This window comes from Paenibacillus sp. P36 (genome assembly GCF_045866505.1).
GTDB classification, from domain to species: domain Bacteria; phylum Bacillota; class Bacilli; order Paenibacillales; family NBRC-103111; genus Paenibacillus_E; species Paenibacillus_E chondroitinus.
The window spans coordinates 2,703,897-2,729,005 of the sequence record NZ_AP038372.1; the positions used below are offsets into that span (position 1 = coordinate 2,703,897).

Annotated in this window: 17 protein-coding genes and 1 pseudogene; 16 read left to right on the forward strand and 2 right to left on the reverse strand. The window is 43.1% G+C overall.

Annotated elements, in window-relative coordinates; all coding sequences use genetic code 11:
• Positions 1–184 precede the first annotated feature (184 nt).
• The 3 genes and pseudogenes from ACKTT9_RS12220 (at position 185) to ACKTT9_RS12230 (ending at position 5,792) form a co-directional block, all read left to right on the forward strand.
• A complete protein-coding gene (locus tag ACKTT9_RS12220; protein ID WP_407871780.1) occupies positions 185–2,395 on the forward strand; it encodes a helix-turn-helix transcriptional regulator in 2,211 nt (736 codons plus the stop codon).
• A 171-nt stretch (positions 2,396–2,566) separates the two neighbouring features.
• A complete protein-coding gene (locus ACKTT9_RS12225) occupies positions 2,567–4,906 on the forward strand; it encodes an ABC transporter substrate-binding protein (RefSeq protein ID WP_407871781.1) in 2,340 nt (779 codons plus the stop codon).
• Positions 4,907–4,934: 28 nt separating this feature from the next.
• Positions 4,935–5,792: pseudogene (locus ACKTT9_RS12230) on the forward strand (serine/threonine protein kinase).
• 35 nt (positions 5,793–5,827) lie between these two features.
• Here the strand turns inward: ACKTT9_RS12230 and ACKTT9_RS12235 are convergent.
• Both ACKTT9_RS12235 and ACKTT9_RS12240 read right to left on the reverse strand, forming a co-directional pair.
• The gene (locus tag ACKTT9_RS12235) at positions 5,828–6,445 is read right to left on the reverse strand and encodes a hypothetical protein (protein WP_407871782.1); all 618 of its coding nucleotides are present in this window, start codon (positions 6,443–6,445) and stop codon (positions 5,828–5,830) included.
• A gap of 45 nt (positions 6,446–6,490) precedes the next feature.
• Entirely contained in the window at positions 6,491–7,171 is a 681-nt protein-coding gene (locus ACKTT9_RS12240) for a hypothetical protein (protein ID WP_407871783.1), read from the reverse strand.
• 230 nt (positions 7,172–7,401) lie between these two features.
• Between ACKTT9_RS12240 and ACKTT9_RS12245 the strand changes: the two genes are divergently transcribed.
• The 13 genes from ACKTT9_RS12245 (at position 7,402) to ACKTT9_RS12305 (ending at position 25,082) form a co-directional block, all read left to right on the forward strand.
• Complete coding sequence (locus ACKTT9_RS12245) at positions 7,402–8,220, forward strand: ADP-ribosylglycohydrolase family protein (RefSeq protein WP_407871784.1); 819 nt, start codon at positions 7,402–7,404, stop codon at positions 8,218–8,220.
• 38 nt (positions 8,221–8,258) lie between these two features.
• Positions 8,259–9,245, forward strand: coding sequence for a BadF/BadG/BcrA/BcrD ATPase family protein (locus ACKTT9_RS12250; protein ID WP_407871785.1), 987 nt, complete (start codon positions 8,259–8,261; stop codon positions 9,243–9,245).
• A gap of 226 nt (positions 9,246–9,471) precedes the next feature.
• Positions 9,472–11,235: a sensor histidine kinase gene (locus ACKTT9_RS12255; RefSeq protein WP_407871786.1), complete on the forward strand. Its 1,764-nt coding sequence runs from the start codon at positions 9,472–9,474 to the stop codon at positions 11,233–11,235.
• Positions 11,210–12,817, forward strand: coding sequence for a helix-turn-helix domain-containing protein (locus ACKTT9_RS12260; RefSeq protein ID WP_407871787.1), 1,608 nt, complete (start codon positions 11,210–11,212; stop codon positions 12,815–12,817). The genes ACKTT9_RS12255 and ACKTT9_RS12260 overlap by 26 nt, the downstream gene beginning before the upstream one ends.
• Positions 12,818–12,931: 114 nt before the next feature.
• The gene (locus ACKTT9_RS12265; protein WP_407871788.1) at positions 12,932–14,524 is read left to right on the forward strand and encodes an extracellular solute-binding protein; all 1,593 of its coding nucleotides are present in this window, start codon (positions 12,932–12,934) and stop codon (positions 14,522–14,524) included.
• 87 nt (positions 14,525–14,611) lie between these two features.
• On the forward strand, positions 14,612–15,559 hold the full coding sequence (locus tag ACKTT9_RS12270) for an ABC transporter permease (RefSeq protein WP_407871789.1): 948 nt from the start codon (positions 14,612–14,614) through the stop codon (positions 15,557–15,559).
• 12 nt (positions 15,560–15,571) lie between these two features.
• Entirely contained in the window at positions 15,572–16,471 is a 900-nt protein-coding gene (locus tag ACKTT9_RS12275; RefSeq protein WP_407871790.1) for a carbohydrate ABC transporter permease, read from the forward strand.
• A 27-nt stretch (positions 16,472–16,498) separates the two neighbouring features.
• Positions 16,499–18,022, forward strand: coding sequence for a sulfatase-like hydrolase/transferase (locus tag ACKTT9_RS12280; protein WP_407871791.1), 1,524 nt, complete (start codon positions 16,499–16,501; stop codon positions 18,020–18,022).
• 174 nt (positions 18,023–18,196) lie between these two features.
• Positions 18,197–19,147 carry an ABC transporter permease gene (locus ACKTT9_RS12285; protein ID WP_407873021.1) on the forward strand — a complete coding sequence of 317 codons (951 nt, stop codon included), beginning with the start codon at positions 18,197–18,199 and terminating at the stop codon, positions 19,145–19,147.
• A gap of 56 nt (positions 19,148–19,203) precedes the next feature.
• Entirely contained in the window at positions 19,204–20,034 is an 831-nt protein-coding gene (locus tag ACKTT9_RS12290) for a carbohydrate ABC transporter permease (protein ID WP_407873022.1), read from the forward strand.
• 51 nt (positions 20,035–20,085) lie between these two features.
• Positions 20,086–21,660 (forward strand): extracellular solute-binding protein, encoded by a 1,575-nt coding sequence (locus ACKTT9_RS12295; protein ID WP_407871792.1) that lies wholly within the window; start codon positions 20,086–20,088, stop codon positions 21,658–21,660.
• A gap of 158 nt (positions 21,661–21,818) precedes the next feature.
• Positions 21,819–23,255, forward strand: a complete 1,437-nt coding sequence (locus ACKTT9_RS12300) for a response regulator (RefSeq protein ID WP_407871793.1) — start codon at positions 21,819–21,821, stop codon at positions 23,253–23,255.
• A 24-nt stretch (positions 23,256–23,279) separates the two neighbouring features.
• The gene (locus ACKTT9_RS12305) at positions 23,280–25,082 is read left to right on the forward strand and encodes a sensor histidine kinase (protein WP_407871794.1); all 1,803 of its coding nucleotides are present in this window, start codon (positions 23,280–23,282) and stop codon (positions 25,080–25,082) included.
• Positions 25,083–25,109 lie beyond the last annotated feature (27 nt).

Sequence of the window (25,109 nt, forward strand, 5' to 3'; positions counted from 1 at the left end):
ATCTTCCTTCCCGTTTTACAAGCACATTGAATTGGAAGGAAGAAGAGGCTTCTCCAGCGCGAGTCAGGCGCGGGGCGGCCTTTTTGCCATGTGTGTTTACGGAGCGAAATTATGTATATTGCCCACACATCGGGGCTGTATGATAAGATAGTTGTACTAATCGTGATAAGGAGAGAATTTCATCATGAGAAGAAATTGGTTTCATCGCTTGCTTCTTTCCTATTTACCGGTATTCATCCTGATTGTTTGCTTATTTGTTTTTATTGGGATTGTGCAGTTGAATGATCTTTCCAGAAAAGAAGCGATGAAATCAAGCCAAGTCTATGTTCAAAATATTCAAAACAGCATCGATATGTCGCTGAGATCTATTGAGATTATGATGCTGGAGACGATCACGAGGAATGTGAAGCTCACGACCTTTGCCGGGATGGAAAGCGATTCTTCGTTTATTATTGAGCTCTCTCAGCTGCTTCAAAGCATGACGACTTCGAATGCGTGGATCGATTCCGTTTATATTTACAGATCAGGCGATGGAACGATTGTTAGCGATAAAACGATATTAAAAATTGATCAATTCGGAGATAGCGCTTACATAGAAAGTAACGTAGCTAACGTGCAAAAAGTACAGTGGAGCACTCCACGCATCTTCCGCACCATTCAGAATGGCAATCCGGAAGAAAGAGTTATCTCCATCAGCAGCGGTGTGCCCATCCATAGCAAAGGGATTGCATTGCTTGTCGTGAATATTAAGATGTCGGCGATTCAAGAGTTTTTGGAGAAATACGGGAATTCGGAAGTGAACAAAATCGCAGTTACCGATAACGAAGGCCATAAACTGTTTGGAGCAGCCGGTCTTGAGGCCAAAGCGGGTGATACGACGCTTGTATCGGGATACACCGGTTGGACATATTCCAACAGCTTCAAGACGGAAAGCATTGGCAACATTTATTTTTATATGACAAGCGGTTGGTTCATCATCGGATTCCTTGGCCTGCTGATTGGCATTGGCTGGGTCGTTTACATAACGCGCCAAAACTACAAACCGATTGAAACGATTATGTCGCGCATCCAGAAATATAATCAAGTGCACAAGCATAATCCCATTCAAGGCCTGTCGGGCGATGAGCTTAGTTATATCGATTACACGTTGAGCAATATGATCGAGGTAAGTGAGGAATATGAGACACAATCCAAGGTAAATGAAAAATATAGACAGCTTATGTTGTTTAAAGAGCTTGTGGAGGGAAGCAACCCGATTGACCGGGCGGAATGGGAAGCGGAGCTTCGCCAGATGGGCATTGCTTCCTTCGGCAGCGCATCGGTCAGCATTGGGGAGATCGATAAGTATATCGATTTTCTAAGCCAACATTCCCGGAGGGATCAGGGTCTTTTCAAGTATATTTTGAAAAAAGTCGTGGAAGAGACAGCGGAAGCGAAAGGTCTTCGCATTTGGCAGGAATGGATTACGAACCATCGGCTGTGCATCATCTTTTTTGAAGAGCAGCAGCAGCCTGCGGAATCGCTTATGCTGGAAGTCTCCGAGCAGGCGCGCAAGTGGATGCAGGATAACTTGAATTTAACCGTAACCTTCGGTTTAGGGAACACCGTGCCGGAAGCAAATGCTATCGTTCAGTCCTATGAGGCGGCTGCAAGGGCTCTTGACTATAAATCAGCGCTTGGCAGCAATCGCGTGATTGGACATTGGGAGATTGAGCTTTTATCGCACGATGATCTTTACGTGTATTTGCAATATGTACGCACGATCGCTCAAGCGTTTCGCGTAGGCAATGACGGCTGGGAGGAGCAGTTGCGGCTCCTGTTTGAAGGGCTGCGTAGACTCATGCTGCCGAGGGAAGAAATTAGCGGTATTCTGAGCTATATGAACTATTATTTTTACCGGGAAATGATGGAGCTGCCTCCGGACTATCAAGAGCTGTGGAATCGCGAGTTTCGGACGCCTTGGGATGAAAATATGGATGCGCTCGAAACGTTGGAGGAGCTGGAGTTTTTCTATTCGAAGACACTGACTTCCTGCGCCAGAAAAATAGAAGCGATCCGCGAGAGCAAAGGGAATCATGGCGTCGTTCAGAAAGTGAAGGCGTATATCGAGGAAAATTTCAGCAATCCCGATTTGTCCCTGTCCAGCCTAAGCGATCAGTTCCATATGAATGCTTCCAGCTTGAGCACATTGTTCAAAGAAGACTTCGGCGAGAAATTCGTCGTGTACGTCTGCCAAGTTCGGATGGAGCATGCGAAGGAGCTGCTGCGTGGCACAAACCTGCCGATTCAAGAGATATCGGAGCGGGTCGGCTATGTACACCAGATGTCCTTCATTCGGGCTTTTAAGAAAATGATTGGTACCACGCCTGGTGATTACAGGAAAGTGCATCAGTAAGTTAGGAAACCCTGAGGAGCTGCCTCGGGTTTTTTTTGTGTTTTGCGCCTCCGCTTGGTTTAGATTATTAATTGTCGGTTAATTCCTCCATATACTGCTAGATTATGATAAAATACTAAAATCAATGTGTATTGTGTAGCTTACAAAAAATGTTTCGAAAGGGTTGTGTCTGTGAAAAAGAAATTAGTTTCATTTATCCTGTCATTAGCTTTACTAGTAAGCATTCCGAACCTATCAATGGCCGAAGGTGTAATTCCTGTTCTTTTGAATGGGGAGAAAATTTCATTTGAAGTTCAGCCCTTTATCAAAGAGGGTACAACTATGGTGCCATTTCGCACACTTTTTGAAAAGTTAGGTTATGTCGTTAAATGGAATGAGGACACGCAGTCGGTAACTGGCTACTCGAATGATTTAACAATTGAACTTCAGATCGGCAGCACGACTGCAATGGTAAATAGCGTCCCACAACAATTAACTATTGCTCCAAGTATTAAGGAAGGTACTACGTTTGTACCACTTCGGTTTATCGGTGAGACTAGCGGAAAGAACGTATCTTGGGATGATGAAAATGACACGGTTTTAATTCGTGATGGATTGTTCCGTTATTTGAGAAATACGCTCTATAGTGGAAGCAATCATTTGCGTTATTTAGGAGAACACAAAGATGGACAAAAGAGCGGACACGGTATCATTTTTTTGGACAATAAGGTGATTTTTGAGGGGGAATTTAAAGAGAATAAAATTAGTGGAGAAGGTACGCTATATTGGCTAGGTGGGCAAGAGCGCTACGTGGGTCAGTGGTCTAACGACGCTATGAATGGCACAGGCAGTATTTATAATGAAGACGGCACCCTTCTATATGATTCCATAACCATGGTTAACAACATCATTGGAGGTAATGGAACATACAATTTTGACAACGGTTTTATATATGCTAATGAACACCCAGTCATTGATAAAGCTGAGACACAGGAAATTGGGATTAATTTCACGGCAGAACCGCCTGCTTTGGACAGCTCAATGGCAACGGCAAATGCAGCGTTTACGATGATCAATGCGTTCAACGAAGGTTTGTACCGGCTTGACAAAGCGGGGAAAGTGCAGCTTGGGCTAGCAAAAGACTTGCCGACAATTACGAATAACGGTCTTACCTATACAATCACATTACGCGATGCCAAATGGAATGATGGAACACCGGTGAAAGCCACAGATTTCGTCTCTGCATGGAAACGAACCCTTGATCCCGCTACTAAAGCGCAGTACAGCTTTTTACTCACCTGGATTAAAGGCGGTGAAGCTGTAACGAAAGCTAGAACGGCTAACGATGTGGAAAAAGCGCAAGACGCACTTGGATTGAAAGCAATTGACGACAAAACACTTGAAATTAATTTGGAACATCCGATATCTTACTTTACGAGTATGCTTGCCTTCCCCATATTTTTTCCGCAGAAAGCTGATTTTGTCAAAGAACAAGGTGATCAATATGGTGTTGACGCAGATAAGGTAATGGGGGCTGGACCATTTAAACTCGTTCAATGGAATCATGGCAAGTCACTACTGTTTGTGAAAAACGAAAACTATTGGGATTCACAGAATGTGAAACTTAACAAATTTGTTGTTTATATCGTAAAAAATGCTTCAACCGCTCTAAGCTTGTATGAATCTAATATGGCTGACATTTCAGAACTCGGTTCTGACTATTTGAATCTTTACAAAAGTAAACCTGATCTTATTAAAAAGCAGGAATTAACTACATCCTATTTGATGTTCCAAGAAGAGAAGTTCCCAGCTTTCGCAAATACAAAAATACGCAAAGCTCTAACGTTAGGCATTGATCGTGAGTTGCTTATTAAAACCGTTTTGAATAATGGCTCCGTGCCATCTACAGGATTGATACCTGATGGTACGCTAGACGGCAACAATCAAAGTTTCCGTGAACAGGCAGGGGATATGGCTCAGCCGAAATTTGACCCTGAGCAAGCGAAACAGCTTCTTGCTGAAGGTTTGCAGGAGCTGGGTATGGCAACGTTACCGTCTTTTAAGCTTACAGCAGATGACACAATTACAGGGAAAATGGTTGTTAATTTCATTCAAGAGCAATGGAAATTAAATCTTGGCATCGACATAACACCAGAGCCTATGGCGCATGCGAATCGTATAGATAAGCAAAACCGGCACGACTTCGAAGCGGATGTCTCCTTATGGGGGGCTGATTACAATGATCCTATGACGTTTCTTGATATGTGGGAAACCGGGAGCGAATTCAACGAAGTCGATTGGTCCAATGCGAGTTATAACGAATTATTAAACTCTGCTCGTAAAGAGCTTAATCCGGAAACACGATCGAAGATGCTTGTAGAGGCTGAAAAGCTTTTAATGCAAGAGATGCCAATTGGACCTTTGTATTTCCGCAACCGCGTTTTCGTAAAGAAACCGAATATTGAAGGTGCATTTTTTCCAGCATTTGGGGTCGAGTGGGAGCTGAAATGGGTTAGTGTGAATAAAGAATGAAGTGCCACAAAAACCTGGGAGGAATTCAATGATTGAAACAAAAATCGACGACGTTATCTTCAAATTGCAAGAGCAACACGATTTTGGCTGGCTTGCGAGTTTAGGTCGTGTATTTCAGGTGTTTGATCAGCAGGACTCTGGGAATATAAGCTTTGGTGTTGAGAAAAATGGCGAGAAATTGTTCGTCAAATACGCCGGTGCGAAAGCTATAACATTTTCGGGTGACCCGCAAGACGCCATCCATCAATTGAAAAATGCCATGCCGCTTTATCTTGAGTTAAGTCACCCTTCTCTCATTAAACTCGTTGATCATTTTGAAGTTGGTTCGGGATACGCGGCTGTGTTTGAGTGGTTTGAAGGGGAAACTCTTCACCCGCATTGGTCTTATCCGCCCCCGGCGAAATATAATGATCCCCGGTCCCCTTTTTATAGATTCAAGAACTTGACCGTGGTCCAAAGGTTAGACTCGTTGGAACGAATTTTTAGCTTCCATGCCTATATCGAGAAAAATAACTTTGTTGCCATTGATTTTTATGACGGGAGCTTGCTGTACAATTTCTCCAAGAATGAGACGAAAATCTGCGATATCGATCTTTATCAAAGAAGACCTTATTTCAACACGATGGGGAGATTATGGGGATCTTCTCGATTCATGTCACCTGAAGAGTTTACGCTTGGTGCCGAAATTGACGGTTGTACCAATGTATTTAACATGGGAGCAACGGCGTTTGCTTTGCTAGGAGGAGAGCGTGATCGCTCGTTTGAACTTTGGGAGGCATGAGAAGAGCTCTATCAGATCGCTTTGAAGGCTGTTGAACCAAGCAGAGAAGATAGGTATGAAAGTGTGTCGGCATTCAAATTGGCATGGGATTCGGCAGTTAAATAAAAAACAGTTGGTCGGGAACCCGACCAACTGTTTTTTTATTTAAAGTCGCCTAGCAAATAATTATAAAAAGGTTCGTCCACCCAGAACTTATAGGAATCGACGTTCAAGCCGGGGTTAATTTTCTTCAGACCAGCAACAACTTCTTCCGATTTATCGCTGAGGGAGAAGGACTGCGCATAATAATGGCCTTTGCTAACTTTATTGTTGGCAATCACCTTATAGTCTTTCAATTCGGATAAAGAATAGTAGAGCGGCTGCCACCAGGAAGAATAAATAAGTCCTGTTTGGTCATTGCTGTTCTTTTTCGCATATTGGAGAATGATCTGCTGGAATTTGTTCTTTTGCTCAGCGCTGTCGAATTCGAACTCAATGTCGTACTCCTTGGCATAGGCAATGAAATTGCCGTTTTCAATTTGGACAACTTGATAATCCTCAGTTTGTGTCGGCTCGCCCCACTCTTTTAGATAGATGAAAGCGGAAGTTTTGGGCTCTAACTGTACTTTCGCCTGAATGTTCTCGCTGCGCAGCAACCCAATCAATTGAATCGCATGCTTGATGTCCGAATGTCCATAGGTGAGTGATTGCTTAGGATCAAAATTGGCATCGAAACGAGAATCCTTCAAGTTGTATCCGGTAATGAGATTTTTTTTCAAAGCTTCATCGAAAACAGAACGTAAATCTGCGGATGAAATAAGATCCTACGTATGCCAGGCATCGTTAATTTTGCGGAAGATATCGTCATCGGTAGTTGTTCCAAGATAATGTTTGTATTGTCCATTAAACGTAAGGATTTTACCAAGCAAGTCGTTGGCGAAGCTTTGGCTGGCAGCCGTATCCGCTTCAAATTCAGAAGATACTAGACCTGTATCAATCGCTGCGGCCAGCTCTTGGGCGGCTTGAAGCGTTAGTTGATTGTTTTGATCGTAGTCAATATGTACTTTAGCCAGAGCGGCTTTGATTTTATCTTTGGGATATGTATAGGCGAGCTCTTGCAAGCCAGAGGCTTTTAACGCTATAAAAGTGGCCTGTAATTGGGTAAGTCGTTGATCCCCCTGCAGCTTGCCTTCGGAAAGAATACCTTTTTCATGTAAGGCAAGTGCTGCATTGTAATAGGGGCTGTCTTTTTGCAAATCTGTAAATACATTCGTTTGATCTTTCGCTTCCGCTTTCAAAATGTTGTTCACTGCGATTACGAAATCACCTTTAGATAAGGAGTCAGACAAGGTGATGGCGTACTTATCATTCAAAAACTGTTTGTAAGAGACGGCAGAATCACTCGCCGCAGCAGCGTTACTTAATGGGCTTACTGAGGCCAGGAGGACAGCTGTTAAAAGTGCTGTTTGCAAGGGCTTGCGGGACTTCAATAATTTGATTGGCATGGAAAAGACCTCCGTTTTAATTCTTATAGGAATACTATGTTTTATTGCACTATATCAGTTAAGATTATAGGTGTCAATAAATATTGGTTGATATTTTTATAGATGGTTTGAATTATGGAGAGGTTTGTTACAAATAAAGGAAATAACTTTCAGGCAGAGAATAACTAGGAAAAATACTTCGATCACAAGGAGATAGAAGTGTTTTTAAAGTCTTTGGCAAGAGGTGAATAATGTTAGGCGCTATTATAGGAGATGTAATTGGATCCGTTTTTGAGTGGCATAATATCAAATCTACTGAGTTTAAACTCTATGATAGGTTCACGAGATTTACAGATGATACTGTTTTAACAGTGGCCATAGCTGATGCTATTCTAAACAAGAGACAACATAAATATAAGCTGTTTGATTATTACGCAAGCAAGAAATTATATGCTAATAAATTAAGACAATACGCTAGATGGTATCCTAATGTTGGATATGGACAAAAGTTTGAGGATTGGGTTTTGAGTGACAACCCCAAACCCTATAGAAGCTATGGAAATGGATCGGCTATGAGGGTATGTCCAATTGGATTTGCCTTTAACTCGTTAGATGAAGTGATGATTGAGTCAAGAAGATCCGCATTAGTAACCCACAATCATAGGCAAGGTATCATTGGTGCTCAAGCTGTAGCCTGTGCAGTCTTTCTAGCTAGAAACAATAAATTAAAAGATGAAATTCAATCGTTTATTCAGCAAAGATTTAAATATAATCTCAAACAAAGACTAGACGACATACGGCCAGACTATGCTTTTGATCCGAGCTGCCAAGGGTCGGTTCCACAAGCGATAATTGCATTTTTAGAATCAACAGATTTTGAAGATGCGATTAGAAAGGCTATATCCATTGGTGGGGATAGTGACACGATAGCCTGTATTACAGGCGGTATTGCTCATGCTTACTACAAAAAAATACCAAAGGATATTGTTTCAGAAGTAATGCTAAGACTCGACCTCAAGTTAAGGCAAATAGTTGGAGTATTTAATGACAAATATAACATTTCAATATAAGCATAAATAAACATTTTAGGCCAGAGGAGAAATCAATCATGGTTCAGAGTACCAATGAGATTGTTATTGGAATTGATGGTGGCGGCACTCACACGCGGATAATGGTCGTAGATCTCACTGGGAATGTTCTAGCATACTTAGAAAATGGCGGATCTTCCATATATAAGGATTTGCATGCGCGGGAAAATGTGCAATCTGCGATTAAAGGAGCAGTACGCCAAGCGGGAAGAAGTATGAGAGATGTACAGGCGTTGACGGCAGGTATTGCTGGTTTCGATTCCGCAGCTGATCTCGAATGGGTGTTGCCTTTGACAGCTATAGAGGGGTTAGAATGCTTGAAGCAACATGTTAACGATGCCGTAGTAGCACACAGCGGAGCACTTCTTACAGAACCGGGAATTATTGTGATTTCCGGAACGGGGTCTATTATTTATGCAGTAACTGAGGAAGGACAGCAGATCAGAAATTATGATCTACATCATTATGCAGCTAGTGCTGCTAGATTTCTTGCTTATGATGCCACATTTGAACTGCTGTCAGGCAACATCGACGACAGTGACCATGAGTTGGTCAACGCTATCCTACAATTTTGGAATCAGTCCACTGTCAAAGAGTTATCTCAACTTGCCTTACAGGGTTTTGTTGTTGATCAGAGAGAACGCAATAGAAAGTTTGCTCAAATTGCCCCCTCAGTCACAGTTGCTGCTGCTGATAATAGTAAATTGGCAAAACGGGTTTGCGACCGTGCCATTCATCAGATCATGACAGGCGTAGAAATGCTCGCATCCTACTTCTCCAATGCAGAAGTCAACGTTTCTTTAGTTGGAAGTGTTGTTAATAGTGACTATTTCCAAGAAAGACTTACTTCCTTATTAAGTGAAGGGAATAACAAGAAATATAGGCTGATTAAACCTACGTTCTCACCAGTAGCCGGAGCAGCATTGTTAGCGCTAAAGCAATTAAACATACCTATAGAGAAGGAACTTTTACAAAATTTAAGTCTTCATCCTCGTTCTCAGAATTAAATAAAATGTAATGACTACAGCCAATTAGACGATTGGCCGTCGTACATCATGAGGCCGCCGCGGAATTAAACTGGCGGCCTTTGCCATGCAAAAAAAGGCAGATTTACAGAATGAAAAGAGGTACAATGTGAAAGAAGTAGAAGAAGTTAACTATATAACTAAAAAGTTAGTCTTATTACGCTGCCAAAGCCTGAGTAACACCGAGAGGAAGGAAAACCCCTTGAGAATGAAAACCATACAAGGCAAAATGTTCACAGCTTTTGGCTTAACAATCCTTTTCTCTATTCTTGTAATCGCATACAGCTCGTACTATAGCTCCGCGAGAGTGATTGAAAGGAATGCAACGACCTATATTTCAGACAGAATTCAGGGAGCAAACACCAATCTTCAGTCCATGGTGGAAGAAACGGACAATATTGCAAAATCGATTGTCATACGTGATTTAATCCATCAAAGTTTGCTCAGCCATGCTGAAGCGCCCTCGCTGGAATGGTTCCAGCAGAAGAAAGTGGTGGAAGATTTTCTCGCGTCGATGGCTGCATTCAAAAATTATGTTCGCCAAATCACCGTTGTCGGACAAGGCGATGTTGTCTTTTATACAGGTTACCGTGCAGGCAATTCTGAATTTATCGCTTCGCTTTGGCAAGATCCGATGATTCGCGAGAATCGCAGACATCTTATTTTTGATCCATCAGGCAATGGCAAGATCATGCTGGTGCGTCCCGTGCTGTCTAACGGCAGTTTGATCGGTTTATGCATCATCGATTTTGATCTGAACCTGATCAGGCAGGTCTATGAGATCGAACCTTTAGCCGGAACCCTTGTTGCTGTAGTCGATGAAAACGGCAGTATTCTTTACGATTCAAGAAGTGAACGTATCGGCAGCAGACTGGAAGATCAGCAAATGTTAGCTCTCGCATCCGCTGTTCAGCCTGGCACATCGAAAAGCAGCAAACTTCAGGTGGACAACCGCTCTTATTTGGCCGTGTCCACGCGATCAACCTATACGGGCTGGACCACGATTATCATGGTACCTCTTTCTGTATTATTGAGCGAGGTGAAGGGGATCGGCAGCCAAATTTTGACCATGACGGCCGTTGTTCTGGCGGTTGTGCTAATGGTATCCATCTTTCTCTCCAAGCAAATGACGAAAAATATTAAACGCCTGCACAGCGCCATGAAGCTTGTTCGCGAGGGCCATATGAATGCGAGACCGCGCATCCATAACGATGATGAAATCGGCCAACTTAGTGAGATGTTTGTCTCAATGATGGATCACCTCCAAGAACTGCTTAAGAAGGTCAGGATTCAGGAAAAGGAAAAGCGCGAAGCCGAATACAAAGCGCTTCAAGCGCAGATTAAACCTCATTTTCTGTATAATACGCTGAATACAATCAAGTACTTGGCCCGCATTCAGCATGCTTCAAATATCGAAGATATCTCCGGTTCCTTGATTGAGCTCATGCGCTACGCCATTGATCCGAAACGGGAAATGATCACGGTTCGTGAGGAGCTTGAACAAGTAAATCGGTATGTGCGCATTCAACGGTACAAGTTTTTGGATCGCATTGCGGTCGTTGTCAAAGCAGAAGATGAGGTGCTCGACTGTCTGATTCCTAAGCTTATCGTGCAACCGATTGTGGAAAATGCGATGAATCATGGACTTGGCACAACGGACCGGGAAGGCACCGTTTCCATTCGGATTTACAGCGATGGATCCGCCAGACTCAAACTCATTGTGACCGACGATGGTGTAGGTATTCCTAGTGGAAAGCTCGAGCACCTATTCGACGAAGGGAATGATACGGGTGGGTTTTCACAATCAGGCGGCATCGGTCTAAGCAATATCAGCGAACGACTGAAGCTTGCCTATGGCGAACCGTATGGTCTGCAAATCTACAGTCAGAAGGATATCTTCACAACCGTTGAATTGACGATACCTCAAGAGAGAAGGAGAAGGGAACATGCTGCTCAAAGTTATCTCGGTTGACGACGAGTTACTCGTGCGCAATCATTTACGTTCACTTATACATTGGGAACATTTCGGGTTTACATTTTGCGGTGAGGCATGCGACGGGAATGAGGGGCTTCAGCTTATTGCCATGATCAAGCCGCATTTGGCAATTGTGGATATGAACATGCCTGGCATGGGAGGTGTCGAGCTTGTCCGGCAAATCGCAGAACTCCATCCACAAGTTCGCATTATTGCGCTCAGCAGCTATGATTCGTACGATTACGTTCGAGGCTCGCTCCATTACGGGGCCTTGGATTACTTGCTGAAACATTCGCTGTCGCCTTCGACGCTTATTCCGGTTCTGAGTATCGTAAAAGAGAAGGTTCACGAGGAGCTGGCGAAACAAACAGCCCGCGATAGGGAGAGGCTGAAATGGGAATCGGCCAGTCCTGCTGTCAGTCAGAGTTATCTCAAAGAACTGCTGATTGGCGCTGGCACCATAGAAGAACGATGCCACTATGTTGAGCATTTTCAGGACATGCCTTATGGACGGGACGACCAGCTCCATGTCCTGTTCCTGATGAAGCTGATGCACGTCGATTCGCTTTCTGTACGCATGAACGAACAGGAATTTACGCTTTACATGCGTTCAATTACCGATATGGCGATGCAAATTGTTGGAGATTCGGGGTGTGCCGTCTATTTGGAAAAAGGGACGTTTGGTGTGCTGTTTTCACTTGAGAACGAACGAAGCGAATACGCGATGCAGCAGCGCATTGAAGCCAAAAAATCGCGCTTGGATAAATCGCTTGAGCTTTATTTTAATGCGGCAGGTCTTATTGTTCGTTCTCCGATGTTTGACCGACTCGCTTCGATATCGAATTATTACGCTGAATTGCGAAACCAGATGGATAAGCTGCAAGGTTATAAACCCCATGTGGAAAAGAGTGGCGGGGGGCAGGCGTCGTTCGTTAGCTTGAACCAGGAGAAGGAGCTCTTAGCCGCTGCTGAAGCCTGTGATGCAGAGGCAACCTCACGAATTATTCGTGACATCGCATCCGCATGTGCTGCAAGCGGGCATGCCCTGCCGCAAAGAGTGGCCAGCACCAGTGCAGAGCTGTTTCAACTCGCCGTGAAAATTGCCCAAAAGGCAGGCATTGACGAGGAGTGGATTTTTCAAGAAATGAAGGCCGGATTGCCCGTTCCACAAAGTGCAGAAGCGTTTGAACGCAACCTGATAACATTGTATGTAAGGCTAGTTGAGGAGCTCCGTGTGCACAATACCACAGCTCATTACTCGAGATATGTCGGGCAAGCGGTTAGGGTCATTCAGCAACTATACAGCACAGGGATTACATTGGAGGAAACGGCTGAGCAGCTGCGCATCACGCCATCTTACCTAAGCAGACTTTTTAAGGAAGAGACAGGGAACACGTTTACTGAATACATGACGGCCTACCGCATTGATCGAAGCGCTCAATTGATTCGCACGGGGACCTCTTCCATTAAGGACATTTATCAGCAGGTCGGATTTAACAATTACAGTTATTTTATTAAGTTGTTCAAAGAGCACATGGGGGAAACGCCTCATGTATATGCCAATAAGCATAACAAGTAAATGACAAACATTTGACGTTTATTATAAATATGTCGTACGCCACAGTTTCTCTTAACAACCTATAATAAATTCAAAGTTGCAGCAACACATAAACATATAGGGGGTTGAATGACTATGGCTAAAATGAAACCGTTAACAAATCTTTGCGTCGGCGCGACAGCACTTCTCGTACTGCTCAGCGGATGCACATCGGCAGACAAAACCGCCACTGAGCAATCAAAAGGAAAGGATGAACAAACTGTCAGCTCGGTGTTAAATCCCACAGGCTTCCCGATCGTCAAATCTGAAGTTTCCATGCGAGTTTTCGGCTGCAAAGACCCGAATCAGGCTGCATGGAAAGATGTGCTTGTACTTAAGGAGTACGAGAAAAAAAGCGGGATTAAGATGAACTACGAGGAAACACCAACGCAAGGATGCGATGAGAAAAGGAATCTGCTATTCGCTTCCAACGAACTGCCGGATGTTTTCCTGAGAGCGAACTTAAGCAATACCGACATCTCCAAATACGGCATGCAGGAGCAAATGTTGATTCCTCTGGAGGGAATGATCGATAAGTATGCACCAAATCTAAAGAAGCTGTTCGAACAATACCCGGATACCAAAAAGTCGATCACGGCCACAGACGGCCATATCTATTCGCTTCCTGTGATCCGGCTTCAGGCTGCTGGACGGGGAGATAAAGTGTGGATTAATCAGGAGTGGCTGCAAAAGCTAAACTTGAAAGCGCCGACCAATGTGGATGAACTGTTTACCGTTCTGCGTGCATTCCGCGATCAAGACCCTAATGGCAATGGCAAAAAGGATGAAATTCCACTTGGCCTACGTGATCCAGGGATGATCTTTACGACGTTTGCCGGTTCCTTTGGATTGGACCATCAGCTCGGCACCAACGCCAATATTGATGGCAATAAAGTGAAGTTATGGATGGCTGACGACCGATACAAAGAGCTTTTGCAGTTCCTGAACAAGTTGTATACAGAAAAATTGCTCTATCCTGATTTCTTTGCTGCCGATCTTCCGAAATGGCGGAGTAACTTGTCGCAGGCGCTGTACGGGATGTTCTTCATCTATGCCTCCGACCCGTTTACGAAGGTTGAAAATCAATTCAGCGGAATGGCCCCGATCAAAGGGCCGCATGGAGACCAACTGCTCAGCACAGGAAGCCCGCTGGCTTCGCCAATCGGCACTTTCGCGATCACAAGAATTAACAAAAATCCGGAAGCGGCTATTCGCTGGGTCGACTATTTCTTCAGTGAGGAAGGCAGCCGTTTCTTCAACTATGGGGTGGAAGGCCAATCTTACTCCATGCAAAATGGTAAGCCGGTACTGGCTGACAGCATCAAAAACGACCCACGCGGTATGATGGCGGCACTGGGGCAAGTCAATCTCGTGCCAGGCGGCGGTTTTCCTACCATCATCGTAGACGATATTGTGCTGAGTGAGAAAACGAAAGAAGTATCCTCTGCTTCTGAAGCATTCACGTCCAAAGTCATGTATGGCGCACCGATATTCAGTAAAGAAGCCACCGAAAAAATCGTGCCGATTAAAGCCGATCTCGATAAATATGTGCAGGAGTCCGCTATCAAATTTATTTTAGGCGAAACCAGCTTTGACAAATGGAACGAATACACCGCCACGTTGAAAAAAATGAAGGTCGATGAGCTGGAGCAAGCTTATCAAACTGCCTTCGATGCGATGAGCAAATAGGGATCGCGTAAAATATTGTGCTTCTCGGGCCAGGACCCTATCCGAACACAGACGGTCCGAGGATGCACCAGCGATGGGGGAACTTAGATGAACACAACCATTATTCCGCAGTCTCTGCAGCCTACTCAGCGTCGAAGGCTGTGGAAACGCATTTTAACCAAATACGAGTTCTATATCATGTTGGCTATTCCGCTCATTTGGTACATCATTTTCAAATACGTGCCGATGTACGGGATTCAAATTGCCTTCAAGGATTTCTCGGCAACACGAGGCATTATGGCGAGTCCATGGGCTGGATTCCGCCACTTCGAGCGGTTTTTCGAATCGTCCTATTTCTGGGAACTATTATGGAATACGCTGTCACTAAGCTTATATTCCCTGTTAGTTGGCTTCCCGGTTCCGATCCTGTTAGCTCTGCTAATCTATGAGATTAACGGCAAACGGATGAAAAAATGGCTGCAAAACGTAACCTACATCCCGCATTTTCTGTCTTTGGTTGTCATCGTCGGCATGTTAAACGTGTTTCTCGATCCTGACACAGGTAAAGTGAATCAATTGCTGAGTCTTCTCGGCGTTGACCCGGTTCCTTTCATGCGCAAAGCTGAATGGTTCCAGACGGTGTTCGTTTCCTCTGACATCTGGCAGCACATGGGCTGGAGTTCCATTATCTATTTAGCCGCCTTGACGGCCATAGATCCCACTCAATATGAAGCGGCGAAAATGGATGGCGCCAGCCGGTTTCAGAGACTTTTGCACATTTCATTGCCAGGTATGCTGCCAACCATTGTCATCATGTTTATTTTACAGGTGGGGCATTTGATGGACATCGGATTTGAGAAAGTATTGCTGATGCAGAATCCGGTTAATGCCAGCAAAGGCGAAATTCTAGCCACATTTGTGTATAAAAACGGTATTCAGCAAGGCCAGTTCAGTTATACGGCAGCAGCAGGATTGTTTAATTCTGTGATTGATTTTATTCTGCTCATCCTTGTAAACAGCTGGGCGCGTAAAAAAACAGATTCTAGCTTATGGTAGGAGGCGACCAAGATGACAGCCTATGAGTCGAGAGGAATACGGTCGAAAGACGATAAGCTCTTTGATACTTGTATTTATATCATCGCCGGGATTGTGCTGATCCTTGTCCTGTACCCGCTTTTGTTCGTTGTCAGCGCGTCGTTCAGCGATCCTGTTCATGTCATTGAAGGCAAAGTGTGGCTTCTGCCGCAAGGGTTCACCTTGGAACCTTACAAACATGTGTTTGAGAACGATGCCATCTGGCAAGGCTACGGGAACACACTCCTGTACACACTAGCGGGTACACTCGTTAATATCATCCTCACGGTGCTGGCTGCCTATCCGCTTTCACAGCGTGATTTGCCGGGTCGTACCTTCATCATGGTGCTCATCACGATTACGATGTTTTTTAGCGGCGGCCTGATCCCAACTTATCTATTAATCAAATCCATGGGAATGATCAATACCGTATGGGCGATGATTTTGCCTGGCGCGATATCTACGTATAATCTCATCGTAATGCGAACTTTTTTTCAAAACGGCATTCCCTACGAGCTGCAGGAATCCGCATGGATAGACGGTGCTTCTAATTTTCGTCTGCTGCTGACGATCGTCATTCCGTTGTCGACACCGATCTTGGCCGTCATGGTGCTATTTTACGGTGTAGGCCATTGGAATGCGTATTTCAACGCCATGATCTATTTGAAAGATCGAGAATTGTTCCCTTTGCAGCTCATCCTGCGTGAAATTTTAATTCTAAATCAGTCCGAAAACATGGGGCTGGAGGGAGCGGGGATGACCGAGAGGGTCATGATGGCAGAAAGCATTAAATATTCCGTCATCATTATTTCGAGTCTACCGGTTTTGGCGCTGTACCCTTTTGTACAGAAATATTTTGTGCAGGGCGTCATGATCGGTTCTATCAAAGGGTGACAACATAAGCGGAAAAGAGGACATCACATGGCACAACCTAATATTCTGTTGATTCAAACGGATCAACAAACAGCGGAGACGCTAAGCCTATATGGCAATACCGCTCTGCATACACCGGCATTGGAGAGCCTTGCGCAGCGGGGTGTCGTCTTTGAACAAGCGTTCTGTAACTATCCAGCCTGCTCCCCTTCTCGTTCGTCCATGATGACAGGCAGGTATTGTTCAACGTTAAATTTGCATGCGAATCATATGTTGATCAACCCTGCGGAAACGACATTACCGCAAGTTTTAAAAGCGCACGGCTACCAGACGTCCTTAATTGGCAAAAACCATGCCTTTATGAAGGACGAAAAGGAATCGTATTATCCTGGCGGGATATCGGAGCACACCAGCACACTTGCGAACGTGTTCGACTACGTCAGGCTCGGAGATCACGGGCATCTCGTCGACGGTTATCGCGAAGACCCGGAAGTGCTAGCCGCACACCAATGGGCGGTCAAGCATTGCTGGAGTTCTCCGCTAGGGCATGGCGTTAATCCAGCTCCGCCGGAGAAATGCGGCACCTATTTGCTTGGAGAGACGATGCTGGATTATTTGGAGCGGGTGCGAAGTGTGGATAAGCCGTTTTTTACCTGGCTGTCATTCCCCGATCCTCACACGCCTTATCAAGTGCCTGAACCGTATGCCAGTATGATTGATCCGGCTGACGTGCCAATGCCTCCGCTGGATACACTTCAAGGGAAGCCGGAGCGGGTACGAGTAGCTCATCTGATGGATGCGATGGATACGGCCGATGAGGCGCTGATACGGAGAATTCGCGCTATTCATTACGGGATGATTCGTTTTATTGACGATACGTTGGCGAAAATATTCGCGAAGCTGGATGAGCTGCATCTCTCTGACAACACCGTGATCGTGTTCCTTTCCGATCATGGCGATTCGATGGGGGCGCATGGCGTCATTCAGAAACATAACTTTTTCTATGATTCATTTACGCACGTCCCTTTTGTCATGTCGGTTCCCGGATATAAAGGTTCAAGAAGAACCTCGCATCCCGTAGAACTTGTAGATGTCATGCCTACCCTGCTCGAACTGGCCGGGGCGCCTATTCCGCATGGCTGCCAAGGAAAAAGTTTGGCTCCGTATCTGCTAGGTGATTCCACGTACAAACCTCGCTCGTTTATTGTGATGGAAAGCGGGGAGCATGGTGAACCGCCAAGGGAGTCGGATATTGCGCTTCGACCTGAGCATCCATTTGATGAGCGGTATTTTGTATGGTGTGCTTACCGTGACGCATGGCTCGGCAAAGGCAAAGCAATTCGAACGTCTGAGTGGAAACTTTGCCTCTATGCAAACGGTGAAAGTGAACTGTATGATTTGCAAAATGATCCCAACGAGCTGGAAAATCGGAATAACGATCCAGCATGCGCAGAAGTACGTATTGAACTTGAACGTAAGCTGCTGCTATGGATGATGGAGAAAGAAGATCCGCTGCCTTTGAATACAACCGTCCATTTATCTATGCAATCCATGAAGGAAAAGTATGCGTAAATAGAGATATATCACCGGGACTCCATGGGAGTTCCGTTTTTTTTTGTATTTTTTTAAAAATAAAATTATTACCAAATTCATTTAATTAATTACATTTTAATAAAAACTCATGAACGTATAATGATTACAAGAGATATCTGAATACGACTTGGAAAGGAAAGAGGGATGATGAAAGTGAAAGCGGTTTTAGGAGACTACAGAGAGAACGTAACAGTAAAAAAGAAAAACAGTATCCTCCGCAGCATAAAAAGAGATTCTCTCTTATATTTACTCTTACTGCTGCCAATGGCGTATATCCTCATTTTTAAATATGCTCCCATTTACGGTGTATTGATGGCTTTCCAGGACTATAACATTTTCCAGGGCATTAGCGGGAGTGAGTGGGTTGGACTGGATGTTTTCAAATTCATTTTTGAACAGAACAGTTTCTACCGTGCGCTTACCAATACCCTTGTTTTGAACTTTCTGGATTTAATCGCAGGATTCCCTGCACCCATCCTATTAGCCATTTTGTTGAACGAACTCCGGTTTGTCAGATTTAAAAAAATAACCCAAACGATTTTGTATTTACCTCATTTCTTATCTTGGGTCATTATCGGAGGTATGGTATACTTGATGTTTTCTACGGGCGGCATGGCAAATAGCTTCTTGTCTAGCCTTGGATTGGGCAGCATTGAGTTTCTGTCTCAAAAAATGAATTGGCTGATCATGTATGTTGCTGTTGGGGTATGGCACAGTGTTGGATGGGGGACAATCATCTATCTAGCCGCCATTATTGGAATCAATAAGGAATTATATGAGGCTTCCGATATTGATGGGTGCAGCAGGCTTCGTAAGATTTGGCATATTACACTGCCAGGAATTAAGCCGACCATTATTATCTTGCTTATTTTGCAAATTGGCAGAATGATCTCGATTGGATTTGATCGCCCGTTTGTCATGGGGAATTCCCTTGTTAGTGAATACTCCGATGTGATCAGTACTTATGTGTATCGCATAGGAATCGGGTCTGGGGATTTCTCGCAAGCAACAGCCGTTGGGTTATTTCAATCCGTCGTAGGTTTGATATTTTTAGTAACAGCAAATTTTATTGCCAAAAAAATCGGTGAGCAGGGAATATGGTAGGGAGTGTGAGTTAATTGTTTAAAAAGCAAAAAATAAATGTAGTAGATATAGTTATTATGTTATTCATTATAGGTGTAGCCATAACGTGTCTTGTTCCATTTTTATATATGATTGCGCTTTCTCTTAGCTCGAATAATGCCATCATTTCTCAGAAAGTTTCCCTGTGGCCGGTAGAATTCACGCTTGAAACTTATAAAACAATCTTAAGTGATGTAGACATGATTTATACGCTTGGTTATACGATTGTCTTGACCATTTTTTATACAATTATCTGTATGTTTTTAACTATCTGTGCTGCGTATCCGCTTACAAAGAAAAGATTGAAGGGAAGAGACTTTGTATTAACCATTTTAGTCATTACGATGTACTTCAGTGGAGGTCTCATTCCTAGCTATATTTTGGTGAAAAATCTGGATTTGATGAATTCGATGTGGAGCCTGATATTGCCTGGCGCTATGAGCGTATTCAATCTGATCATCCTCAAAACGTTTTTTGCATCGCTTCCAGAAAGCTTGGAAGAATCGGCATCCATTGATGGATGCAATGAACTGGGCATCCTGTTTCGAATTATTCTTCCTCTCTCGATGCCTTCGATCGCAACTTTAAGCCTATTTTATGCGGTTGACCGATGGAATGGTTTCCAAGATGCACTCTTTTATATAACAGACAAGAACTTGTACCCAATGCAGTTAAAATTGTACCAGATCATAACTGCTAATCAGCAGTTGGATACTCAGCAAGGCGAAGGCAGTGTTGGCGCTTTTATTGTTCCTGAATCATTGAAAGCTGCGAGTGTCATGTTTGCAACGGTTCCTATCTTAATTGTTTATCCTAAACTTCAAAAGTACTTTGTTGAAGGTGTCATGACAGGGGCAATTAAGGGTTGATAAAGGGCTAGGAATTTTCAAAAAACAAAATGGATAAAGGGTGAGGTTACAATGAAAATTAAAAAAATGTTAGCTTTAGTACCCGTTTTAACGCTGGTCACCAGCGCGCTGGCTGCATGTGGCAGCGATCAAACGAAAGCGGGCCAATCAGCTTCAACGGCAGCTCCAACTTCTTCAGGGGCGCCGGTCACACTCACGGTTGAAGTTTTTGACAGAGGGATTCAAGGACAGCCCGATTTGAACAATAATACCTGGACACGGTATATCAATGATAACTTTGGCAAAGCGAACAATGCCATTGTGAAATTTGTTCCGGTACCCAGATCTCAAGAAATCGATAAGCTCAATGTATTGATGGCTTCAGGCGAGGCGCCTGATATATCCTTTACGTATGACGGTGCAACCGTATCCAGATACGCCAAAATTAATGGGATTCAACCCTTGGATGAGCTATTGGCTAAGAGTGGTAAGGAGTTAACGAATTACTTGGGCAAAACGGTTCTTCATTATGGACAGTATAATGGGAAACAGATGGCGATACCTGCGAAAAGGACTTCACTGGCTTGGGGCGGTATGTTCATTAGAAAAGATTGGCTGGATAAATTGGGCATGCCGGTTCCTACGACTAGAGATGAATTATATAACACGTTAATTGCTTTCAGAGATAAAAATCCGGGTGGCGTGAATGGCGTTATTCCGTGGGGATTGGCAGCAACCGGAATGAACTATGGCTTTGGTAATTTAACCGAATCTTTTTGGGGGAAACAGTCAGAGGAAGAATTCGTCACGATGCCGGGCTGGCTAAAACCTGGGAATAAGGATGCATTAAAGTTCCTTAATAAGCTCTATAACGAAAAATTAATCAGCCCTGATTTTGCTCTAGATAAAACAGCCAAACAAGCTGATGCTGATGTTACGAATGGGAAAGTCGGATTCTTCAGTGCCAACTGGGATTATCCACTAAGACAAAATATTAGTGAGCCACTAAAAACAAATGTGCCTACTGCGAACTTTGTTCCTATTGATACCTTCAAAAACTATGAAGGGAAATATAAGAAAATCGCGTACAATGAAAATGGCGTGAATGTTTTTATACCGAAGAGCAGTAAAAATGCGGAGCTGGCCATCAAGTATTTGAACTGGATGTCCGACCCTAAAGTCTTATTCTTCCTGCAATACGGTCAGGAGGGAGTTAACCACAAGATGGTGAATGATATGCCGCAAGTGATTACGCAAACTGGTGATAATATGCAAACGAGTTACCTAAATCTTGATTATACGCTGGTCGTGAATGGTGTGGAGCTTGGCGATCAACAGAAGAATATTAAGGCTTTAGCTGCTTCCGCTCCGGGATACGAAGCTGTTGCTGAGCAATCATACAAAATCAATACAACAGATACGTATACAGGTTACTATTATGAGACGCCGAATGAGTCCAATATTAAGTTTGGCAAAACACTTGGGGATCTGAATAAAACGATGACAGACAAACTTATCGTCTGTAAGCCGGGAGAATTCGATGCTTTGTATGACAAATTAGTTGCCGAATATATGGCAGCAGGCGGGCAAGCTGTGATGGATGAAAATGTAAAATTATATAAGGACATGCAAGCGAATAAGAAGTAGTTATCAAAAAGAGGTTGACATATAAGAAGTAAAAGCCTATGGACATGATGAAGTTATGTCCATAGGCCTTTCTAATGAAAAGTCTAACAGTCTTGTTATCTCGCAGGTATGCAGATAAAATGAATGATTAGGGTAGATCAGGTATCTAGGGGGTACTTATGTATAGTGTTATTATTATAGATGATGAACCATGGGCGATAAAAGGGATAAAAAATGTATTTAACTGGGAAAAATATGGTTTCGAAATCACAGGTACGTTCACAAGTGTCCATAAAGCAATCGAGTTCATCAACGAGGAGTGCCCTGATCTTATTTTTACAGATATTAGAATGCCCGAAATTTCCGGCCTTGAGCTCATGCGGATGACCAAAGAAAAGGAATTGGATGTTGAGTTTGTAGTTGTAAGCGGTTTCGCGGAGTTTGCATATGCGCAGGAAGCCTTGAGATATGGCGCGTTGGATTATTTCCTCAAGCCCATAGATATTGATATGGCCGATCCGTTGATCGAAAAGCTGGCTCTGCATTTTTCCAAGAAGCGAAGTGTACGGAATAACCTGATTCTGGAGGCTTTAACTTTACCGGATAAAAGTGAATTAAATCGTTTAACACCCTTCTTTGATCGTTCATTGGACGATTATTTTCGTGTTTTTATCATGTATTCCAATAGTGAGAACAAGGAGCATAAGAACTTAAACTTTTTCGATCGAAAACAGACATTGGAAATTGATTTTGGATCAAGAAAGACGTTATATATTCTAAAAAGCGATCAAAAATCAGAGTTGGAACATGATGTGGATTACACCGTTTTCGAGGGATTAGATATAAAAGCGATAGGAATCAGCAACATTTCAACGAATTATGAACAGATGGCCAAGTTGATTAAGGAAGCAGATCTTGCAGCGTCGCAAATATTTTTAAATGAAGAAAAAGGCGTGTTTGAATACGAGCCAAAGTTTACGGTGGTGAAGCCGTTAATAGACGAAATTTCTACGATCATCCAAGAAAATAAGTTTGATGAAATGGAGTACAGCATAGAAAGAGTCGTGGACTTTTTCAGGCAAAATCACCTGGGTATGGGAGAGGTCGTATACCTATGGAATCAAGTGGTTAGCGTGTTGGTTGGCACCTATTATGAAGAGCTGAAAGACATGGAGCTTGATTTCCTGAATTACGCTGAACTGAAAGAACGGTTTGAGAACTTTGAGTCCTTATGCAGTTTTTTATATGATATTCTGATCTACATCAAACAGCTGAACGGTCATACGGTGAATGAGGGGGATATCAACGCTTATTTTAGCCAGATGGTTAAATATATCGACAGTCATTTTCAATCCAGGTTATATCTGAAAGATTTATCTGCCAAATTTTACATTAACCAAGTCTATTGCTGCCAATTTTTCAAGAAAAATTTGGGCAAAACCTTTTCAGAATATGTCACGGAATTGAGAATAAAAAAAGCGTGCGAGCTTTTGAAACATACAGAATTATCCATTGAAGAAGTGGCAACGAAAGTAGGATACTTTGATTATTATTATTTCAATAAAGTATTCAAGAAACAATGCGGAATCACGCCTACGAAATTTAGAAAAAGTTGATGGTTAGCGATCGGAGTGGGGATTGTGCAGATTAGTAGACTTAAGCTAAAACATCAGATATTGCTCATATTTACCTTTTCAATCATCATATTTACATCCATGGAGTTGTATTTCTATTACAGCTTCTATGATCTCACGCAAAAAAGAGCTTCCAATTACGGCAATAAAATCATTGAACAAACACGCCAAAAGATAGATACCGTCTTTAATGATTTAGAAGTAAGCACAAACATAGTCGTTAACAATAAAAAGATCCAGGAATTTACCATTGCAGATGATGATTATAAAAGAGCGTTTGATATCGGGGCTTACGTTATTGATCTCATGGAATACATGAGGTCCTTTAATTCGTATGTCAATGGTATCGTAATTAATGACAGCGAAGGAAGACGAATATATAGTTTAGCGACTTCAAATGGTGATATTTTTTTTTCCAATCAATATGCTGAATTTATTAATTCCTATAAACTGGATAGTAAATCGGTTGAAAAAGGCATGTATACGGATATTCTCAAAGACGAAAAAACAGGAAGCGAATATTTCTTTTATATAGCACCTATAATTGAAGCTATTGGCGGGGTTCGTTTTTCACAGCAAACCGGCTATTGCTCGGTTATGGTGAATACGGATAGGCTGCAAGAATTGGTTAAAAATACGGATCTGACGCCTAATTCTACTTTATATCTATTAAACAGTCGAAATGAAGTTATCGCATCGAATAATACGAATTTCCGCGGCATTTTGTTCAAGGACATACTCTCTGTAGATCGGGATAGTTTAACGAATGGCGTCAAAACCAATATCAACGGGGAAGATGTCATCGTTCAGGAAAAAGATTTGGAGCAAGCAGAAGGCTGGCGGATCGTAAGTATTATTCCGGTGCACGAATTGACAACCGACATGAACGCGATAAAAAATGTTAGCATTATAGCAGGCGTCGGTATCATTTTAAGTTTGATTATTTTGGGGTATTTTTTCCTGAATAATTTGACACGACCTGTGATGGGGCTTGTTGCCGATATGAAAAGAATTGGGAAAAGAGACATGGGTTTTCGGATTAAAGTGCGCTCAACGAATGAAGTTGGTGTTCTCGCCTATGATATCAACAGCATGATTGATCAAATGGAAGAGATGGCAAGCAATATCTTGAATACGCAGGCCAGGTTGTACGAGTCGGAAATTAGCAAAAAACAAGTTGAATTTTCCGCTTTGCAAAGTCAAATCAATCCGCATTTCCTGTATAATACATTAAATTGCATTAGCAGTATCGGGCTCGAATATGGCAGCAAGGAAATTGCCCAGATTACTTCCTCGATGTCGAAAATATTCCGTTACAGCATTAAAGAGGATGAGCTCGTGCAAATAAGCGAAGAAATTCAGTGTGTGCAGGCCTATATGAATATTATTTCCATTCGATATGAGAACAAGTTTATGATGAAAGTGCATGTGGATGACAAGATCATGCAAATGAAAACACCTAAAATGATTTTGCAGCCTATCATTGAAAATTCGGTTTATCATGGCCTTGAGCGTAGGGATGCAGGAGGAAGTTTACATGTAACCGGTCAGATTGATGCGAATGGGGATATCTGTTTTCAAATAACGGATTCCGGAATCGGGATTGGTCATGATGAACTAGAGGTGATAAAAGCGAAGCTGAACATGGACTACTCGGAGCGAGTCAAGAACAGTCCGGATGGGAAAAGCATCGGTCTTTCCAATATCAATAACAGGATTAAGCTGATGTTTGGAGAAGGATATGGGGTAGACATAGAAAGTCAGTTGGGACGGGGAACCACGGTGATGGTGAAGATTCCTAGTAATTAGGAGTTGCAGGCATCGCGGCGGTATCAC

What these genes read in the sequence shown, in the direction of transcription:
- ACKTT9_RS12220 (WP_407871780.1), top strand. Translation starts at nt 185, where the DNA reads ATGAGAAGAAATTGGTTTCATCGCTTGCTTCTTTCCTATTTACCGGTA.
- ACKTT9_RS12240 (WP_407871783.1), bottom strand. Translation starts at nt 7,171, where the DNA reads ATGCCAATCAAATTATTGAAGTCCCGCAAGCCCTTGCAAACAGCACTT.
- ACKTT9_RS12245 (WP_407871784.1), top strand. Translation starts at nt 7,402, where the DNA reads ATGTTAGGCGCTATTATAGGAGATGTAATTGGATCCGTTTTTGAGTGG.
- ACKTT9_RS12250 (WP_407871785.1), top strand. Translation starts at nt 8,259, where the DNA reads ATGGTTCAGAGTACCAATGAGATTGTTATTGGAATTGATGGTGGCGGC.
- ACKTT9_RS12255 (WP_407871786.1), top strand. Translation starts at nt 9,472, where the DNA reads ATGAAAACCATACAAGGCAAAATGTTCACAGCTTTTGGCTTAACAATC.
- ACKTT9_RS12260 (WP_407871787.1), top strand. Translation starts at nt 11,210, where the DNA reads ATGCTGCTCAAAGTTATCTCGGTTGACGACGAGTTACTCGTGCGCAAT.
- ACKTT9_RS12265 (WP_407871788.1), top strand. Translation starts at nt 12,932, where the DNA reads ATGGCTAAAATGAAACCGTTAACAAATCTTTGCGTCGGCGCGACAGCA.
- ACKTT9_RS12270 (WP_407871789.1), top strand. Translation starts at nt 14,612, where the DNA reads ATGAACACAACCATTATTCCGCAGTCTCTGCAGCCTACTCAGCGTCGA.
- ACKTT9_RS12275 (WP_407871790.1), top strand. Translation starts at nt 15,572, where the DNA reads ATGACAGCCTATGAGTCGAGAGGAATACGGTCGAAAGACGATAAGCTC.
- ACKTT9_RS12280 (WP_407871791.1), top strand. Translation starts at nt 16,499, where the DNA reads ATGGCACAACCTAATATTCTGTTGATTCAAACGGATCAACAAACAGCG.
- ACKTT9_RS12290 (WP_407873022.1), top strand. Translation starts at nt 19,204, where the DNA reads ATGTTATTCATTATAGGTGTAGCCATAACGTGTCTTGTTCCATTTTTA.
- ACKTT9_RS12295 (WP_407871792.1), top strand. Translation starts at nt 20,086, where the DNA reads ATGAAAATTAAAAAAATGTTAGCTTTAGTACCCGTTTTAACGCTGGTC.
- ACKTT9_RS12300 (WP_407871793.1), top strand. Translation starts at nt 21,819, where the DNA reads ATGTATAGTGTTATTATTATAGATGATGAACCATGGGCGATAAAAGGG.